We start from the raw sequence: 17,802 nt of genomic DNA on the forward strand, positions 1-17,802 counted from the left end.
CGCTCCCTTACCCTCTGTTTCACAATATGAACATGCTGTCAATTGCGGTATAGGCAATGTCCATCCATAGAAGAAAATCAGCATTTTCCTTAAATATATGAAAAATAGCTCAGGTACGGCGTTCGACTCATACCAATTGCCAATCAGAAGAATATGATTAAACGTGAGTTCAATAATTAATAGGAGGTGTATGTGTTGAGCAGTGAAAATGCGCAGTTAAAAAAGGATATTATTAAAAGCCTTTTAAGCCCTTTATTTACAAATGCAACAGAAGGAGGAGAAAACGTGAATAATAACCTTAAAGAATTACTTGAAGCTGCTGTTGATAAAAAAGTTGACGAAAGCGAAACGGTTACTGCTGAATCTGTTTTAGATCCTTCCCTTCCTGCAAGATGGATTTTTGCCAGAATTACACCTGGCACTACCATCAGCATTGTGACAGATTCCGGTGACATGATCGGTCCGGTTGTCTTTGTGGCTTTTGATCAAGTCCACGGCATCGTATTTGTCACACAGGAAAGCTCTGTAACTCCGCCAGGTCAAGCGACAACATTGATTGATGTAGATAAAGTAGAAAGCGTTACATTCTTTTCATAACCTCTGATGAAAGTTTTGTATATCCAGTCGGGATATGGAGGAATATACAGTTATTTTGACCGCTGGGCTGAAGAATGCTTTCGGCACGCTCAGACAGAATACATGTCTGCAGATACACCAGACACCGAATCGCTGTCACGCATTGAAACGTTTCAGCCGGATTTCGCACTCATGATGGTTGGAGTTCACGTTCCTCACGACTGGCTGACCTGGTTAAAGGGTAAGGGTGTTCCCGTATATGTTTGGCTGACAGAAGACCCATTTTATATTGATATCAGTCTTCAGGTGATAAAGCACGCTGACGCAGTTTTAACAATTGACCAAAATGCTGCTCTCTATTATCAGGAGCTTGGTTATCAGCATATCTATTATATTCCGATTCCTGTTAATCATCGGCTGTTTAAAAAAATGGACACCGAACATTCCTTTCATTCACAATTGCTTATCATCGGCTATCCTTACCCTAATCGGGTTCAGCTTGTGAAAGAAGCGGCATTTCTCCCGTACACCGTTCGGGTCATCGGAAAGGAATGGAGAAAGTACCTGCCTAAAAAAGTACTCAAACAGCCGCATATAGATGTAGTCAGCACATGGGTTCCGCCTGAACAGGCCGTTCATTATTATAACGGGGCAGACATCGTGATCAATCCGCATCGGCCGTATCATTTTACGTTCAACAAAAATAAAAGCCGCATTAAAAATACAAGCTTTAATAACCGCACCTTTGATATCGCTGCATGCGAAGCATTTCAACTAGTGGATCTCCCCGCGGCACATCCTTTTTCATCCTTTATTTCTTATCACAGCATCAACGACTTTAAGGAAAAAGCCGCTTTCTATATCAATCATCCTGAGGAACGAAACAAAGCTGCGGCGTTAAATTACAAAGAGACCGTTCCTGCTCATACATTTGATGAGCTTCCCGCAAAACTGAAAGCCATTCATCTGGCGCTTTCTTGAAAAATCGTTCATTTCATATGAACGATTTTTTCGTGCACATAAAAAAACAGCCGAAAATAGGCTGCTTCTTTATTCATCAGATCTGTCCTTCAGCTTCCTTGGATTCACCTGTTTATTCAGGTCAGCTTTTCCGCCTAGATGCTGAGAAATCTGTTCCCATGATACAATTTTGAAATTTTGATTGACAGCTTGTCCATTTTCTATATTTTCTCCGTCCTGTGCTACAAAAATGCCGTACGGATATTTTGGCCCCAGCCCGAAACCAAGAACATCAATACCGTCAGTATCACTCGTCCCGTCTATTTTCCTGCCATCCGTAATTTCAAAATTGGCAATATACCGATTGCCTCCCTGTCTTTCATACAACACATAGCTGTTATTGCCTTGGCTTGAGGCGATAAGATAACCTTTTCCGTCCGGCGCATAATAAATGGTCAAGCCCTCAATATCAGCTGTCAAATGCTTTCCAGAAGCAAGATCAATGACTTTGCCCTGCGATCCTCCAGATGGTTCAGCATTAAATTTCCAAATTGCTGTGTCTTCCTCCGCTATATAGAGATTCCCGTACTCGTCATCTGCGACGAGACCTTCAGTTTGTGAATGTAATTTGAATTGCCGCACTTTTTTCCCTGTTACATATCCCTTTCCATTGTCGGCAATTTCATATTGCTCGAACTCTCCTTGCTTTCCCGTTACCAACGCATAAAATGCCCCTGTTTTTTGGCTGTGATACAGGCTGAAACCGTAAACTTCAGAAATATCAGTGGAAATAGGATGTTTTGGGTCTGTGATGCTTTTCAATTCACCTTTTTCCCCATCAATGGCGTAAACTTCGATCGAATTTTTTCCTTCTGTCCGGTTTGAAGCAGCGGCAATGTCAATCTGTTTGCCGTTGAACGGAAAATCATAACGCAGATCGACATTATTCAGCTTGCCAAACTCGTAAGAATTGATCTGTTTGCCGTCCAAATCATACACGACTAACCCGGACTTCTTGTTTGTCGTTATCAATTTGCTTTTTTCCGGATGCTTTGCATCAACCCAAATGGACGGATCATCCGCTGCGTCATCTCCTGAAGCAACCGGGTCAGTCTCTCCCTTTGCCGTCACTTTGAAATGATTCACTTCATCAGCCTGATGAGCCGATACCGAGTTTGCAGATAGGCTAAGCAATAAACCCGCAGCGGCACTAAACAGAATAGTTTTTTGATACTTCATTTTACAGCCTCCTTATTTTAACCTTCATTTCTTATTGTAAAATATATGTAGTTGATGAATAGTGAGACAATCGAACCTTTTTTTCGTAGTGTTTCTGATTCAAAAGAAAGCTTTTTATATGGACGTGATAAGATCATATGGGACCTGTTTATATGGAGCGAAAAAAGATAATATGAAAATTTAGTACACTGTTTATTTAGTTGGATTAAGCCAATCTCTTCATTTTCTATTAAAAAAGAACACTTTGTGACATCATCATTCCCCTAAATTTCGTTTTATTGGTTGCTTTCATTAACTCGATTAAAATGTTGAACATATGATGCATGGTAGAGAAACGAGAGTTGGAGGATAAGCCATGCCTAAACAGCAAACAGCAGAACTAAAACCATTTTTCCATAACAAAACAGTTTTAGTCACTGGCGGAACGGGTTCAATCGGAAGTCAAATTGTCAAACGCCTTTTGCTGCTTACACCAAAAAAGGTCATTGTATTCAGCAAAGACGACAGTAAACAGTATGTAATGAGTCAAAAGTATGCGGAGGATCAGCGGCTTTCATTTGTACTTGGAGATGTGCGCGACCACCGGAGAGTGAATCAGGTGATGACAGGTGTCGATATCGTCTTTCACGCAGCAGCGCTGAAACAGGTACCGACATGCGAAGACAATCCGTTTGAAGCGATCCAGACCAATCTCATCGGCGGACAGAATGTGGTGGAGGCCGCCCTAATCAATGGAGTACAGCATGTCATCAATATCAGTACAGATAAAGCTGTGTCCCCTGTAAACACAATGGGTGCCACTAAGCTGTTATCTGAAAAGCTGTTTCATCAAGCTAACCGCCACGTTCAAAATAGAGGAACTGTTTTTTGTTCCGTCCGTTTCGGAAATGTTCTCGGCTCAAGAGGTTCAGTCATCCCTATTTTATTTGAACAGATGATGGAAGGTGAACCGCTGACCATCACAGACAAGAACATGACCAGATTTTTTATGTCTATTAATGATGCGGCCACACTGACACTGCAATCAGCCGCTATAACCACAGGCGGAGAAACTTTTATTTTTAAAATGGAATCACTGAAACTCGAGGAATTGATTCATGGATTTGAAGAATACGCAGCGCAGCACGGTCTCCCGCGCCCGACCGCAATAGAAGTCGGCAAGCGTCCAGGTGAAAAGCTTCACGAAGAATTGACATCTCCCCACGAAGTAGAGTCACTATATGAATGGGGCAACCTATATGCTATCCTCCCAGAACCTGAAAAACATCCTGATTTTCGCAAAGTCAATTTGCCCGGATATCAGTCTGATCAGGCTCCTCTTATTACAAAAGACAGAATTGCCCAAATTATTGAAGACCTGCATAAAGAAAAAAAGGCATAAAACAAGCCTGTCTATCCATTAGGCAGGCTTGTTTTTTCTTGCATTTATTTGTCAAATAGGTGCTGATAGCTTTCATATCCCTCTTCTTTGAGCTTATCCTTAGGAATAAACCGCAGCGCCGCAGAATTAATGCAGTAACGAAGTCCACTAGGTCCAGGTCCGTCATTAAATACATGTCCCAGATGGGAATCAGCTGTTCGGCTTCTGACTTCTGTCCGAATCATTCCGTGGCTCGTATCCTGTTTTTCTTCCACTTCTTCTTCCTCAATCGGCTTTGTAAAGCTTGGCCAGCCGCAGTGGGAATCAAATTTATCCTTGGAAGTAAACAAAGGCTTTCCTGACACAATGTCAACATAAAGCCCTTCTTCCTTATGATCCCAATACTCATTTTGAAACGGCGGCTCCGTTCCGTTATTTTGTGTGACCTCGTATTGCATACGGTTTAATGACTTTATTCTTTCTTCTTTATTTAGCGTCATTTATTTCGCCCCCCAATGCTCACTGATAAATCCAGATCTTCCGGAGCCTGTCCGGTAACGCTGATAATGCCCTGGATTCTTTTTATAAAAATGCTGATGGTAATCTTCTGCTTCATAGAATGGTTCAGCCTTTAAAATATCTGTCACGATAGGATCTTTAAAAATGCCGCTTTCCGCCAGCCGTTGTTTTGATGCTTCGGCAAGCTCCTTTTGTTTTTCATTATGATAAAAAATCGCTGCACGGTAAGAGCTGCCGCGATCAGCGAACTGGCCGCCTGCATCTGTCGGATCAATTTGCTGCCAGAACAGCTCTAACAGCTTTTCATAAGGGAATACATCAGGCTCAAACGTGATTTGTACGGCTTCACGATGCCCTGTTGTTTCGCTGCATACTTCTTCATACGTAGGGTTTTCAGTATGGCCGCCTGTATACCCGGACACCACTTTTTCAATTCCCGGCTGTTCGTCAAATGGTTTGACCATACACCAAAAACAGCCGCCTGCAAATGTGGCGAGTTCTTTTTTTTCAGACATACTGGTGCCTCCTTTGTTAATACGTGGTATTATTATATTATAGCATGTAAAAATAGAATGAAAATGATTCTGCTTTTCAATAAAAATCTATAGGTTTTGAGTATTAGCAATTATGTAATGGGGGTTCACAAATTTGAAAGTAAGAACACAAATGATGTATGATATGGAAACTTTACTCCGTAAAGTTTTTAAACAAATACGCAATGAAATCAACGATATTCTAGATAAAGAGCTTTCGCGGAATGAATTTACCATTTTGCGCATTCTAAGTGAACAGGGACCTAAGAAAGTGACGGAATTTGCGCCCATTTTGGAAGTATCGGCAAGCCATATTACCGCAGTGACTGACGCGCTGGTAGAAAAAGAATGGATCACGAGAATCAGATCGAAGGAAGATCGGCGGATCATCCGCATCCATATCACTGAAGCAGGTGAAAAAATCGTTCAGCATTTCAATGAGAAAAAAACTGAATATTTCTTTAAACGCTTTGATTGTTATACGGATACTGAACTCGCCACATTAATCGAGCTTTTCAGCAAACTTGATAAAAAACGGTAAAAAAAGCACATACCCATTTAGGGTATGTGCTTTTCGCAGCGTCTTTCTTATCTTTCAGTAAACAATTTCATCGTTTTCCAGCGGCCGTATCTGTAGTACAAAAACGCCGCACAGCTGCTGAATAAGAAACTCATACCGATTCCGAGACCGATCCCTTTCTGTCCAAGCCAAGCTGAAAACAGAGCCGTGAAAGGATATCTCAAAACCCAAAAAGAAATCAAATTTAAAACCAAAACCTGCATCATTGCCCCAGCAGCTCTGACAATTCCGTTCAGCACAAAATTAATACCGATAAAGGGATAGAAAAACGCAATCCACCGCAAATATTGTTCACCAAACGCTACCGCGTCAGGCTCACTAATAAATAACCTCATTAAATATTTTCCGAATATCCAAATGATAATAGCAATTACGAGCATGCAAGAAAAAACAGACATCACACCAAGCTTCGCAATCGATTCCACTCTTTTATAGTTTCCGAGTCCGATATTTTGTCCCGCCATGCTGTTGACCGCCGTACCGGCCGCCATAGCCGGAAGTGTGATGATGCTGTCCAGCCGCTGCACTGCGCCAAATCCAGAGACCACATGCTCTCCATAAGAGTTGACGACGCTCATGATCGCCATCATTCCGCCTGTAATCACCATCATCTGCAGACCGGCAGGAATACCAAGTTTTAGAATCAATGCAGTCTCTTCCCACTTAGGTGCTCTTGGCATAGAAAACGGAACCAGCTGATGTTTGATGACATAAAACAAACCGTAAAGAAACGCAATGCCCTGTGACAAAACAGTTGAATAAGCCGCTCCCGCAATCCCCATGCGGAAAACAGAAATAAAGAGCGGTGCCAGCACAGCATTCAGCACAACGGCAAAAGCGATGAACCGCAGCGGTGTTTTGCTGTCGCCTAGCGCCCGAAGAACCGTACTGATAAAGTTATAACCAAACAAAAACAGTATGCCGATAAATTGAATCTGCAAATAGATCTCGGCAAGCGGAATCATGGACTCCGGCGTTTGCAGAAGACGCAGCAATGGTTCTGACAGGAAAAAACCGGCTGCGCCGAACCCGATGCTTAAGCCTGTTAATAAAACCACAAAGGCATTTATATAAGACGCCATTCCTTTCTCATCATCTTTTCCCTTTTGCTGAGACAAAATGGTTAAGGTCGCATTATTAAGTCCCAAAATAAAAGACAGCACGGTTAAAACTATCGTGCTTGATACCGCGGCCGCGCCAAGCGCTTTTGCCCCCAGCAAATTGCCGATCCATAAACTGTCTATGAATTGAAAAGAAACCTGCAGAGCATTTCCCAGCATAATAGGCATCGAAAACAGGATAAGCTGCCTCAGCACGTTTCCCTTCGTAAAATCGTATGCTTTCATTTCTTCTCCTTGTTCTCTTATATTTTCGTCCAGCCGCATGAAAAAAGAGACGGTGCAGCATGTCTCTTTTTTTCATGATTTATCGGTTTTTTTTCGGTCTTTCATGCCAAATGTAAACACCATCACACTCAAAAACAATGCGCAGTACGAAATGTTCAAGTACATTTGATCCATATCCTCAGCCGCCAGATGATGATAAGCCAGCCAGCCGAAGTAAAGGGAAAACGTAAATGATAACAAACTGAAATACTGGTAAATCCGCTTCATTTCAGTCACCTCTATTGTTTAGGATGGTAATAGGAAAACTCAATTTCATCTTTTTCTAAATTAATTTTATCTGCTTTGACATACATACCGTTCGTTAATGGCATTTCAGACAAACGAACCTCAATGCTTTTATCGCCGGGATGAACATGCACAAAGGATGGAAGTTCATAGAAGCTGTCCATATAATTTAACACAAAGCTAATAGGAATACTCAATTTCCCTAAGGAAAATTTCGTTACATTCAGCTCGACATCGCCATTCTTTTTCACGGTCGGCTCAAATGCGATAAACGCGTCAATTGACGTGGAAAATGCTTTGATTTTCCCTGCCACATGGACATCGTCATCTATACCCACTTTGTAATCAAGCTGATTTGACGCTTTCTCGTTTAAATATGAGTTGACAAACGCAGCTAAGGATTCTTTTGTGCTTGTCACTTGAAATCCGTACTCGCTTTTAGAGGTATCCTCTACCTCAGCTTGCTTGCCCGGCAGCATGACCAGCGTCACAAATCCTACTGCTAATACAATATTGATGGCAAGCAATATAAAAAACAGTCGTTTCCAGTTATTCATGATTTCACCCTACTCTTTCGGTAATCCTTCTTTTTCAATTGCTTGATAGACCCGCTTCGCTATTAAGGAATAACCCGTTCCATTAGGATGAAAATCATCTTCCTCAGAAATTCGTTTACTGTCACTTTTTTGATTGAACAAGTCTTCTATATTAATGATTTTTGCATGTTTATCTTTTTTCAGCTCTTTTTTAGCAATGTTGTTCCAATCAGTGACTACCCCGTTTATTTCCTGTAATTCAGATAAAGTAAATGTAAACGGATTATACATGCTGACATAAATCAGCTCTGCGTGATTATTCAGTGCGCGGATTTCTGAAATGATTTTTTTAAAACGCTTTTCGTACGGCTTTTCCTCTTCCTGAAACGGTTCGACGGTTAATTGCAGAAAGTTTTGACGAAGGACCTTCATCAGATCATTACCGCCAATTGTTAAAAAGACATAATCTGCATCTTTTATGCCTTTTTGAACGTTTTTATCTTTTAGTTTCTCTAACAAATCCTCCGAACGATTCCCTTTGACGGCATAATTTTTAACGTCAACCTTTTTGACTTGCTCATTTGACCGGATAGAATCCGCCACCTTGCCGACATATCCCTTGCCCTCAGGATCTCCGACACCTTCTGTAAGCGAATCTCCGACAGCGGCAATGACAATGTGTTCCTTCGTTTTCAGTTCATGGGCTTTTTGTTTTCCCTCAGATGCTGTACGTATGCTCGTACATGCAGTAAGAAGCAAAATCAAACTGGCCATGAGTGCAAAAATGCGCAGTTTCAATCTTGTTGCTCCTCCCCATTCTACTAGTGGAAAGTGTATCATGTTTTAGGAGATTTGAAAATGCCTTGTCTTCGAGATTACTTGAGTTTACTAGCCGCTTTCACATCAGCGATGATGTCATCGTATGGTGTATTTTCTACTCCATTGTAATCTTTCAGCACTTTACCGTCAGGGCCTACTAAATAAAAAGTGGATTGGTGAATGACCTGGTCCTGGCCTTCAGGTTTCTTCACGATCGCTTTAAAGCTATCAAACGCAAACGTCTCGATGTCACTTTGACTGTATCCCGTTAGAAAATCCCAGTTATCAAAAGATAAAGGATAATTTGCCGCAAATTTTTTCAGCTGCTTCGGGTTATCATTCTCAGGATCAACACTAAAGGATACGATACGCACATCTATATTCTCAGCCTTTAATTTCTTTTGAAGATCTGTCATATGAGCCGTCATCGGCGGACACACGGTCTCACAATTGGTAAAAATAAAGTCTGCGAGCCAAACCTTTCCTTTTAAACTGTCTAAAGAAACATTTTTGCCATCTTGGTTTTTAAAAGTAAAAGACTCCACTTGGTAATTAAGCGGATCCTTAATCTGATGTCCTCCGCAGGCACACAAAAGCAGAAAAATCAGCCCCGCCGCCAACCCTTTGATCATCTTCATGTCCTTCACCCTTTCCAGCTTAAAGCGCTTACTAATGCCGCGCTTACCTTCTTACATCTTGTTTAATTCTATACCCGCAAAAAAAATTCCTGCATGCCCCTTCGTCCGCCTGCGAGCGGCATAGCAAAGGGGACACACAGGAATAAACGGCGTATCACGCGTTGTGTTTTAACACCTCTTGATGAAAAACAGCCTGATAATCAGTCCATTTCATCCGGCGCTTCATATATTGTCGGAAAGAATACACTTTTGCCCTGCTTTTTGATGAAAACACTTCTTTTAAGTAGATCTGCAAATGCTGATTCAACATAAAGAAATAATGTTCATCTTCCTTTAACACAGGTATTTCTGTCACTTTCACCTGAATCCCGTCGCTGCGTTTGAACTCTAGGCTTTTGAGTAACAAGCTATCAATCCTCATTTTTTGATTGTTTTCTTCTATTATATACAATGCCGGCCGGGCTGTCTGTCATTTTGCGCGGTTGTGCCGAAAAAATCAGATCAGCAGATGGAATAAATCTTGATCCTTATTTACCTCTAAATAATGAAACGCTTTTTTATTCATCCGTTCAATCAGCGGTCCATAGTCAGCTTTGTTTTGAAGCTCAATGCCGACCAGGGCCGGTCCGTTGCTTTTATTGTTTTTCTTCGTATACTCAAATCGTGTAATGTCATCATTCGGCCCAAGAACTTCGTCAAGAAATTCACGGAGTGCACCAGCTCTTTGCGGAAAATTGACGATGAAATAGTGCTGAAGGCCTTCGAAAATCATTGACCGCTCCTTCATTTCCTGCATTCTTCCGATATCGTTATTGCCGCCGCTGACAACACATACTACGTTTTTCCCTTTAATTTCTTCCTTATATAAATCCAGTGCCGCGACAGAAAGAGCACCCGCCGGTTCAGCGACAATCGCACATTGATTATATAGTTCAAGAATGGCTGTGCATACCTTCCCTTCTGGCACGAGAAGTATGTCATCTACAACGGTTTCTAGCGCTTGAAAGGTTTCATCGCCGATTTTTTTTACAGCCGCTCCGTCCACAAATTTATCAATTTTATCTAACGTGACGACATGTCCAGCTTTGTTAGATTCAAAATAAGACGCAGCGCCCGCCGGTTCAACTGCGATCACTTTGGTTTCAGGAGACACGTTTTTCATATACGTGCCGACCCCTGCAAGAAGCCCGCCTCCCCCGACACTTGCAAATAGAAAATGCGGTTCTGTATCAATATCGTTTAAAATTTCAACCGCCAGAGTTCCCTGGCCGGCCATTACATCCGGATCATCAAACGGATGGATAAAGGTGCGATGTTCCTGCTCACAGCATTCAACTGCGTTTTTATACGCATCATCAAAAGTATCACCTGTCAAAATAATATCGATAAACCCTTTTCCGAACAGTTCAACTTGTGACACTTTTTGTCTTGGTGTTGTGGAAGGCATGAAAATCTTCCCGTGAACGCCCAAGTGTTTACACGAAAACGCTACACCTTGCGCGTGGTTTCCGGCACTTGCGCACACGACTCCGTTTTTAGTCTGCTCGTCAGAGAGCTGCTTCATTTTGTTATAAGCCCCTCTGAGTTTAAAAGATCTGACTACCTGCAAGTCTTCTCGTTTCAAATAAATATTGCATTCGTATCTCTCAGAAAGTCTGTCATTCCTTTGCAGCGGTGTGTGAGTCACAACGTCCTTCACGTTTTGATGAGCCTTTAAAATGTCTTTCACTTGGATGAGAGAGTTTTCTTTAAGCAACGGTTTCATGTACAGATTCCTTTCTTGTTTTAAATCCCTATTTAATATGCCATTATAACACGAATATTCAAATAATAAGACAATTATTTTTATTTAGTAAATAAAAAAATGGATCGTATTCTAAGTTCCCCCCACCCGTGATAACATCTGCGTGACCTGTATCCAGCAGCCTAAGAAAAAAGTTTCTTAAAGATAAAAGATGTTTTCATCTGAAAGGCATGCTATAATAGAACCAATTAGAACCAAAAGGAGCCAATAAATGATTACCGCACCTCGACCTTGCACTTTTCATAATCTAATTGGAGAGCATCAACTATTTCTCGAAACAAAACGAGTCGCCATGCAGTTCGCCCTATCAGAGCTTCCTGTCCTGATCACAGGAAAGGTCGGAACAGGCAAGGATCATTTTGCACAAGCCATACACCAAGGCTCTTCAAGAAACGGCGAACCATTGATCAGTATCAATTGCAGCACCCATTCAGAAGAAAACCTTTCATACGAGCTTTTTGGCGCTGATGATGCCTTGGGTGCGTTTCAAAAAGCCGCCCGAGGTACACTTTTTCTTAATGACGTATGGAGTATGCCGGTTTCTGTACAAGCTAAGCTTCTAGATGCACTTGACTCAGATGGGGAAAAACCGAGAATCATCTGTGCTTCTGCAATCCCGATAACAGAAGTTGCTGAAAATACATTCAGGCAGGACTTATTTTACAGGCTGAACATTTTAACGCTCACATTGCCGGTGCTGTCCGAGCGAAAAAGCGATATCCCCCTTTTGACCCAGTATTTCCTTTCGGAATCGGGGCAGCAATTGTTAATTGACCCCTCAGTCTTTCCGCTGCTTGAACAGCATCCCTTTGATGGGAATGTAAGAGAATTAAAAAACACTGCAGATTATATGGCGGCTGTATCAAGCGGAGGAACCATTCATCCGTATGACGTGCCGCCGTATATACGGGACGGGCTAAATGAAAAAACGACGAAGAAAAAAGCGAAGCTTCTGACTTTAATGGAAAAAGCCGAGTTTCTGTTTATTTTGGAAACCATAAAAGTGTTAAATGAAAAAGGCGAACCGGCAAGCAGACGGATTATCTCTGAAAGCAGCAAAAACAGCCAAATCTCTTTAACGCCGCAGCAGGTCAGAAGCCGTCTCGATTATTTGGAGAAGAAAGAGTATGTGACAAAAAGCCGCGGACGTGCGGGCACGAAAATCACTTTAGAAGGGCTGAATTTTTTAGAAACGCTGCAAAAACAAATGATGTAGCAGCTAAAGAGAGGAGAATGTACGTGTATACAATAAAAGAAGAGATCGCCAACGCCATTACCCACGGCATCGGTGTGTTCTTATCCATACCAGCATTAGTGTTTCTCATCATATTTGCGGCTAATTACGGGTCCGCATGGGATATCGTCAGTTTTACCATATTTGGTGTTTCCATGCTGCTGCTTTATTTGAGCTCCACCCTGCTTCACAGCATTCAGCACAAAAAGACGAAAGATATTTTGGAGATTATTGACCATAGCGCTATTTACGTGTTGATCGCCGGAACCTATACCCCTTTTCTGCTTGGGCCGTTAAAAGGCACACTCGGCTTCACCCTGCTGATCATCGTTTGGGCGCTTGCCCTTGGCGGAATCGTATTCAAAATTTTCTTCGTAAAACGGTTTATCATTTTATCTACCTTGATGTATTTATTAATGGGATGGCTAATGATTATCGCGGTTAAGCCTTTATATGCTTCACTGACAGGAGCTGGATTCAGCCTTCTTTTGCTTGGCGGTCTGTTGTATTCAGCCGGAACGATCTTTTATATTTGGAGAAAGATCCCCTTCCATCATGCCATTTGGCACAGCTTTGTTTTAGGCGGGAGTGCGGCGATGTTTTTCTGCGTGCTGTTCTATTGTGTGAAAGTGCCGTTTTTATCCTAATGAAAAAGCGCAGTCTCAGTGACTGCGCTTTTTTAGGCCCGTAATTGCTTCTCACTTGCCGGTATATAAGCCTTGGAAAATGACACTTCTATATCTGCTGGCTTTAAGCGTTTAACAAGCGATCCCTTCAGCAGTTCATCGGTTCCTTTCGTTTCCACCATTACAACCGGAAGGCTGCAGCGGGCTGCAAGTTCCAATGGATTGATACAGCCATCTAAAGAAAGAATCATGCTTTGGCCTTTTTCTAATTGGGTCAAAATATCTTCATATACCATTTCTGAACTGCTCTCTCGAATGACATTCATCCGTTCAAGCCATTGTCCGATAATCGGTAAACGAAACACTTTGGGATTTGCGATAAATCCGGCTGGTTCTTCAATATACCCGGCAATCAAAGCAATTTCAGGCAATCCTAAACGAGAATGCACATACAAAACAGGACCGCTCGGTATCGGCTCTGGCTGATGAATGGTGACGACAGATCCTGAAATGCCGATACAGCCTTCTAAAAACGCCTTTGGCTGCTCGTAAACGAGTGTCATCTGTTTTTTGTATGACAGACGCGGATCCAGCATTCTTTGATTAAACAATTGTTTTATATTTTTTAACAGCATATACACAATGTAAATCACTAGACAGCTGTATCGAATCAATTAAAATCCTCCCGCTTCAGATGATACATTCTTCTTTTCATACACTAAAAATTCATAGTCATACGGATTTTTTTCGTCCTTAGTCCCTTGCTCAGAAGAAACAAGTTTCCATTTGCTCTCATCAAATTCAGGAAAGTAGCGGTCTCCATCAAACTGGTGATGAATTTTTGTCATATACAGCCTGTCCGCATAAGGGAACAGCGCTGTGTAAAGCTGTGCGCCTCCGATCACGAAGCATTCCTCAGTATCTGAGGCAATCTGGAGCACATCCTCTATTGAACTGACGACGGTACAACCGGGGAATTCTATTTCGTGTGCAGATGTCACAACAATATTTTTCCGATTCGGAAGCGGACGTCCAATTGATTCATATGTTTTTCGCCCCATGATGATTGAATGTCCTGAGGTTATTTTTTTAAAGTATGCAAGGTCATTCGGCAAATGCCACGGCAAATCATTGTCCTTCCCGATAAGCCGGTTGGCATCCATCGCGAAAATGAATGATATCATACGCTGACCGCTCCTTTAATATGCGGATGCGGATTGTAATCTTCAATGATAAAGTCTTCAAACGTAAAGCCGAAAATCGAATCAACCTCTCTGGCAAAACGAAGCTTCGGCAACGGGCGGACATCTCTGGTCAGCTGCAAGTTAACCTGTTCAATGTGATTTTGATAAATATGAACATCGCCGAATGTATGAATAAACTCGCCCGGCTCAAGCCCTGTTACATGCGCGATCATCATCGTAAGCAGCGCATAAGAAGCTATATTAAACGGCACACCGAGGAAAACATCGGCTGAGCGCTGATAAAGCTGGCAGGACAGCTTGCCGTCAGATACATAAAATTGGAACAGGCAGTGGCACGGAGGCAAGGCCATTTTATCGATTTCACCAACATTCCATGCACTGACGATTAAGCGTCTTGAGTTCGGATTTGTTTTAATATCTTCCACAAGACGTGAAATTTGATCAATGGTTTCTCCGTCAGCTCCCCGCCACGAACGCCATTGCGAACCATATACAGGTCCGAGCTCGCCGTTTTCATCGGCCCACTCATTCCAAATACGCACTCCGTTTTCCTGCAGATAGCGTACATTGGTATCACCCTTTAAAAACCAAAGCAGCTCGTGCGCAATTGATTTAAAGTGAAGTTTTTTTGTGGTCAGCATCGGGAAGCCTTCCTGTAAATTAAATCTCATTTGATAGCCGAAGGTGCTGATTGTTCCGGTTCCTGTACGGTCACCCTTTTTTTCACCATGATCTAAAACATGTCGGCATAAATCTTTATATTGTTTCATTTTATTCATCCTTTAAAAGTAGTCTTATAGTAGTGTAACACAATAAAAAATCATTTCTGAACCCAGAAATGATTTTTTTTATAAGTCAGCTGACAACAGGCTTTTCGTCCTGTTCCTTTTCTTCATCTTGCAGATCCTGATGCGTATGGGCAATTCTGCTCGCTGCTGCGGCTGCAAGTGCTGCCACAATATCATCCAAAAACGTATGAATGCCGTCAGGGCTTTCATCGAGCTCCTTAATAATTCCGATCTTCTCTTTATCCAAATAACCAAAGTTGGTCAAACCGATCGAGCCGTACACATTAACGATTGAAAGAGGGATAATTTCATCTATGCCGTACAGCGGTTCATCTGTTTCAACAAGATGCTGCAGCGGTTCAGGAAGCAGTTTCTGCTCTGCAAGCTGATCAAGCGCCAGCCCGGTTAAAACAGCATGGATAATTTCACGCTTGTTCAGTACTTTTTCTACATTCTCCATACATACACTAAGCGGGAGATTTGGATTGTATTTTTCCTGAAGTTTTTGAACAATACGCGCAATATCTTCTATCATAACGCCCCGTTTGTTCAGCATATCTTTTGTTATATCGACCATTTCATTCATTGTGTACTTTTTCATATCTAATGGCATCTCCTTTAGGCACTCATCCAGTTGGGAGGTGTGTTGCGGTCCCAATAAATGCTCCCAAGCTCATGGTGTGATTGAAATCCATCTTCTGCTGTATGATAATGAAAATTAAACCAGTAGCCGTCATGAGGAGGGTGATCTCTGCGCACATGGAACCTGAGGAGGTCTTCTCCGGTTGTCCGATTGTAAACATGAAAGATTTTCTCCGTTTTCCCCGCTGAAGGCTTGCTTGAAATCACAACATCTTGATACGCTTCGTCATCTTGTAATGTCGCTAAAAAGTCACATATGACGTTTTCGATTTTCGGCAGAATCTCTTTCCGATAGTCATCTTCAATGACCGGAGCAATTTTGCTGCCAAATTTCAAAAAGGACTGATTTTCAGCGCTGTCAAGGAGCTGTTCCTTGTACGATTGAAAAAGTAATTCGGGGTCTCGCCTGTCTTCCGATTCATAATCATCGTACAAATCATGCTCATCATAAAAAGCGGTGTAATCATTCTGCTCAAGACTGCTCGGCTGTCCTGAAGGCTTGTCTGCCATGAGAGCAGCCGGAGGAGATACGAGCCCGAACGTTACGATGGTAAATAAAACCACAAGGGTCTTTCTCATCCACAATTTCATGACTGCTTATTCCTCTCTATTTTATTGTCATGTTTCTCTTATTTTATCATAGGTCGAACTTACAAGTCATGTACTATATGAAGCTCTAAGTCAATTTAGGAGATTTGTTGCTTTGCCGCGTGTATAAAAACGCTTACAATATAATATGAAAGGAGGCCTTCCGCATGATTGACGCTTTGTTTGCAACGGTTTCACTTTTAACATTATTATACTTTGTCGTCATGGAAGTCACCGATTAGAAACAAGCCCGTGAGGTTCTTCACGGGCTTGTTTCGCTTGCGATTTGAATAACACCGTAGTGAAAAAGCGCTGTTTTTCTTTTCAATACGTTAAAACCAAATTGGTCAAAGCGCGGGCTTTTCCAATGGTCTTTGAGTACAACGCTTTTTCTGGCTGCCCGCACCGCTTCTTTGATGCAGCCGTCAGCCAATGCAGAATCCTCAGCCAGCTCTCGTAATGGCGCGATGCCATCAGACGACTCTACAGGCTCATGAAACATCGGATCAAAATAAATGACATCTACTGATTTGTCAGGCAGCTGCTTTAGGTAGTCAAAGCAATCCGCATGATTCACTTGTATTCTTCTCATGGCAGCTTGAAGCTGTTCTATACCGGTTTCCCATGAATGGAGCCCCGTATTCACCAGAACGGACACAAGCTTGTTTTTTTCCAGCCCGATCACCGACCCGGTTTCGCCAACGGCCATACTTGCGATAATAGCGTCGGAAGCCAGACCGAGCGTGCAATCCAAAAAAGAATCTCCGGCCGTTAAGCCGGCTGCCCGAAGCATTGGCTCTTGCTCGCCGCGCATAAACCGTTTAGCTCTGAACATCGCTGTATTCGGATGAAAAAAGAATTTACCGCCTTGTTTTGTATAAAGTTCGAACCGCTCTTTTCCAATCACGAGCAAATCACGCTCAGCTGACTTCAGCATATTTTCAACCGTTTGTTTATTTCGGTCGCAATATTGTATACCCAGCTCTTCCGAAAGCATTTTTGCGATCTTTATCGTGTGGTCAGACGGTCTATAGCTTGTTGTAATCATGATCTATACTCCAAAAGAAAATGCCCGGAAAACGGGCATTTAGCAGTGTGCATCAAAGGCATCAGTTAAGTTTTTCATGATTTCTTCCATTTCATGCCCTTCAATCTCATGGCGCGGAATAAAATGCACGACTTCTTTGCCTTTCAAAAGAGCCATTGACGGTGAAGAAGGCTCCTGGCCTGTAAAATACTCCCGCATTTTTGCAGTGGCTTCTTTATCTTGGCCCGCAAATACTGTCACCGTATTGTCAGGTGTTTTGTCGTTCTGCAGGACTGCCTGAGTTGCCGCAGGACGCGCAAGACCAGCTGCACAGCCGCAAACAGAGTTAACGACTACGAGAGTTGTGCCCTCTGCCTTTTCCATAAAATTCTCCACTTCTTCTGCCGTTGTTAATTCTTCAAAACCGGCCCCAGTCAGCTCGCGGCGCATCGGAACGACAAGCTGGCGCATATATTCTTCATAAGCCATTGACATAA

At 42.3% G+C, this 17,802-nt stretch carries 23 protein-coding genes; 6 read left to right on the forward strand and 17 right to left on the reverse strand.

All coding sequences use genetic code 11. The annotated features are described in order from the left end of the window. Nucleotides 1-195 precede the first annotated feature (195 nt). Both cgeA and CJU60_RS04865 read left to right on the forward strand, forming a co-directional pair. Nucleotides 196-597, forward strand: a complete 402-nt coding sequence (cgeA, locus tag CJU60_RS04860; protein ID WP_024121772.1) for a spore crust protein CgeA — start codon at nt 196-198, stop codon at nt 595-597. Between the two features lie 6 nt (nt 598-603). Further along, nucleotides 604-1,557 (forward strand): spore maturation protein CgeB, encoded by a 954-nt coding sequence (locus tag CJU60_RS04865; protein WP_024121773.1) that lies wholly within the window; start codon nt 604-606, stop codon nt 1,555-1,557. Nucleotides 1,558-1,626: 69 nt separating this feature from the next. Here the strand turns inward: CJU60_RS04865 and CJU60_RS04870 are convergent, their stop codons facing one another. Next, nucleotides 1,627-2,775 carry a phytase gene (locus CJU60_RS04870; protein ID WP_024121774.1) on the reverse strand — a complete coding sequence of 383 codons (1,149 nt, stop codon included), beginning with the start codon at nt 2,773-2,775 and terminating at the stop codon, nt 1,627-1,629. Between the two features lie 355 nt (nt 2,776-3,130). Between CJU60_RS04870 and CJU60_RS04875 the strand changes: the two genes are divergently transcribed. Next, nucleotides 3,131-4,156, forward strand: coding sequence for an SDR family NAD(P)-dependent oxidoreductase (locus tag CJU60_RS04875; protein WP_095713131.1), 1,026 nt, complete (start codon nt 3,131-3,133; stop codon nt 4,154-4,156). A 44-nt stretch (nt 4,157-4,200) separates the two neighbouring features. Here CJU60_RS04875 and msrB read toward each other — a convergent pair whose 3' ends face one another. Both msrB and msrA read right to left on the reverse strand, forming a co-directional pair. Then, nucleotides 4,201-4,635: a peptide-methionine (R)-S-oxide reductase MsrB gene (gene msrB / locus CJU60_RS04880; RefSeq protein ID WP_024121776.1), complete on the reverse strand. Its 435-nt coding sequence runs from the start codon at nt 4,633-4,635 to the stop codon at nt 4,201-4,203. Further along, on the reverse strand, nt 4,636-5,169 hold the full coding sequence (msrA, locus tag CJU60_RS04885; RefSeq protein ID WP_024121777.1) for a peptide-methionine (S)-S-oxide reductase MsrA: 534 nt from the start codon (nt 5,167-5,169) through the stop codon (nt 4,636-4,638). Nucleotides 5,170-5,302: 133 nt separating this feature from the next. Between msrA and CJU60_RS04890 the strand changes: the two genes are divergently transcribed. After that, a complete protein-coding gene (locus CJU60_RS04890) occupies nt 5,303-5,728 on the forward strand; it encodes a MarR family transcriptional regulator (protein ID WP_024121778.1) in 426 nt (141 codons plus the stop codon). 47 nt (nt 5,729-5,775) lie between these two features. Here CJU60_RS04890 and CJU60_RS04895 read toward each other — a convergent pair whose 3' ends face one another. The 7 genes from CJU60_RS04895 to ilvA all read right to left on the reverse strand — a co-directional run bounded on the left by CJU60_RS04895 (nt 5,776) and on the right by ilvA (nt 11,156). Next, the gene (locus CJU60_RS04895) at nt 5,776-7,113 is read right to left on the reverse strand and encodes an MATE family efflux transporter (protein WP_095713154.1); all 1,338 of its coding nucleotides are present in this window, start codon (nt 7,111-7,113) and stop codon (nt 5,776-5,778) included. 72 nt (nt 7,114-7,185) lie between these two features. Continuing rightward, nucleotides 7,186-7,380: a protein YpmT gene (gene ypmT / locus CJU60_RS04900; protein WP_044155479.1), complete on the reverse strand. Its 195-nt coding sequence runs from the start codon at nt 7,378-7,380 to the stop codon at nt 7,186-7,188. An 11-nt stretch (nt 7,381-7,391) separates the two neighbouring features. After that, nucleotides 7,392-7,955, reverse strand: coding sequence for a YpmS family protein (locus tag CJU60_RS04905; protein WP_024121781.1), 564 nt, complete (start codon nt 7,953-7,955; stop codon nt 7,392-7,394). 9 nt (nt 7,956-7,964) lie between these two features. Beyond that, nucleotides 7,965-8,732, reverse strand: coding sequence for an SGNH/GDSL hydrolase family protein (locus tag CJU60_RS04910; protein WP_095713132.1), 768 nt, complete (start codon nt 8,730-8,732; stop codon nt 7,965-7,967). A 77-nt stretch (nt 8,733-8,809) separates the two neighbouring features. Further along, complete coding sequence (locus CJU60_RS04915; protein WP_095713133.1) at nt 8,810-9,391, reverse strand: SCO family protein; 582 nt, start codon at nt 9,389-9,391, stop codon at nt 8,810-8,812. 154 nt (nt 9,392-9,545) lie between these two features. Then, nucleotides 9,546-9,797 (reverse strand): DUF2535 family protein, encoded by a 252-nt coding sequence (locus tag CJU60_RS04920; RefSeq protein WP_024121785.1) that lies wholly within the window; start codon nt 9,795-9,797, stop codon nt 9,546-9,548. A 90-nt stretch (nt 9,798-9,887) separates the two neighbouring features. Then, on the reverse strand, nt 9,888-11,156 hold the full coding sequence (gene ilvA, locus CJU60_RS04925; protein WP_095713134.1) for a threonine ammonia-lyase IlvA: 1,269 nt from the start codon (nt 11,154-11,156) through the stop codon (nt 9,888-9,890). A gap of 250 nt (nt 11,157-11,406) precedes the next feature. Between ilvA and CJU60_RS04930 the strand changes: the two genes are divergently transcribed. Further along, a complete protein-coding gene (locus tag CJU60_RS04930) occupies nt 11,407-12,411 on the forward strand; it encodes a sigma 54-interacting transcriptional regulator (RefSeq protein ID WP_095713135.1) in 1,005 nt (334 codons plus the stop codon). Nucleotides 12,412-12,434: 23 nt separating this feature from the next. Continuing rightward, complete coding sequence (trhA, locus tag CJU60_RS04935) at nt 12,435-13,076, forward strand: PAQR family membrane homeostasis protein TrhA (protein ID WP_044155470.1); 642 nt, start codon at nt 12,435-12,437, stop codon at nt 13,074-13,076. A 32-nt stretch (nt 13,077-13,108) separates the two neighbouring features. Here the strand turns inward: trhA and CJU60_RS04940 are convergent, their stop codons facing one another. The 7 genes from CJU60_RS04940 to brxA all read right to left on the reverse strand — a co-directional run bounded on the left by CJU60_RS04940 (nt 13,109) and on the right by brxA (nt 17,800). Next, entirely contained in the window at nt 13,109-13,729 is a 621-nt protein-coding gene (locus CJU60_RS04940; RefSeq protein ID WP_095713136.1) for a lysophospholipid acyltransferase family protein, read from the reverse strand. Beyond that, a complete protein-coding gene (dfrA, locus tag CJU60_RS04945; RefSeq protein ID WP_095713137.1) occupies nt 13,730-14,239 on the reverse strand; it encodes a dihydrofolate reductase DfrA in 510 nt (169 codons plus the stop codon). Continuing rightward, nucleotides 14,236-15,030, reverse strand: a complete 795-nt coding sequence (locus CJU60_RS04950; protein WP_024121791.1) for a thymidylate synthase — start codon at nt 15,028-15,030, stop codon at nt 14,236-14,238. Before CJU60_RS04950 ends, dfrA begins: the two co-directional genes overlap by 4 nt. 85 nt (nt 15,031-15,115) lie before the next feature. Continuing rightward, the gene (locus tag CJU60_RS04955; RefSeq protein ID WP_003230797.1) at nt 15,116-15,649 is read right to left on the reverse strand and encodes a phosphatidylglycerophosphatase A family protein; all 534 of its coding nucleotides are present in this window, start codon (nt 15,647-15,649) and stop codon (nt 15,116-15,118) included. Between the two features lie 17 nt (nt 15,650-15,666). Further along, nucleotides 15,667-16,281 (reverse strand): YpjP family protein, encoded by a 615-nt coding sequence (locus tag CJU60_RS04960; protein ID WP_095713138.1) that lies wholly within the window; start codon nt 16,279-16,281, stop codon nt 15,667-15,669. 259 nt (nt 16,282-16,540) lie between these two features. After that, a complete protein-coding gene (locus CJU60_RS04965) occupies nt 16,541-17,326 on the reverse strand; it encodes a class I SAM-dependent methyltransferase (protein WP_095713139.1) in 786 nt (261 codons plus the stop codon). 39 nt (nt 17,327-17,365) lie between these two features. Next, on the reverse strand, nt 17,366-17,800 hold the full coding sequence (brxA, locus tag CJU60_RS04970; RefSeq protein ID WP_024121794.1) for a bacilliredoxin BrxA: 435 nt from the start codon (nt 17,798-17,800) through the stop codon (nt 17,366-17,368). Nucleotides 17,801-17,802 lie beyond the last annotated feature (2 nt).

The sequence above is a fragment of the Bacillus sp. 7705b genome (assembly GCF_002289525.1).
Taxonomy (GTDB): domain Bacteria; phylum Bacillota; class Bacilli; order Bacillales; family Bacillaceae; genus Bacillus; species Bacillus halotolerans.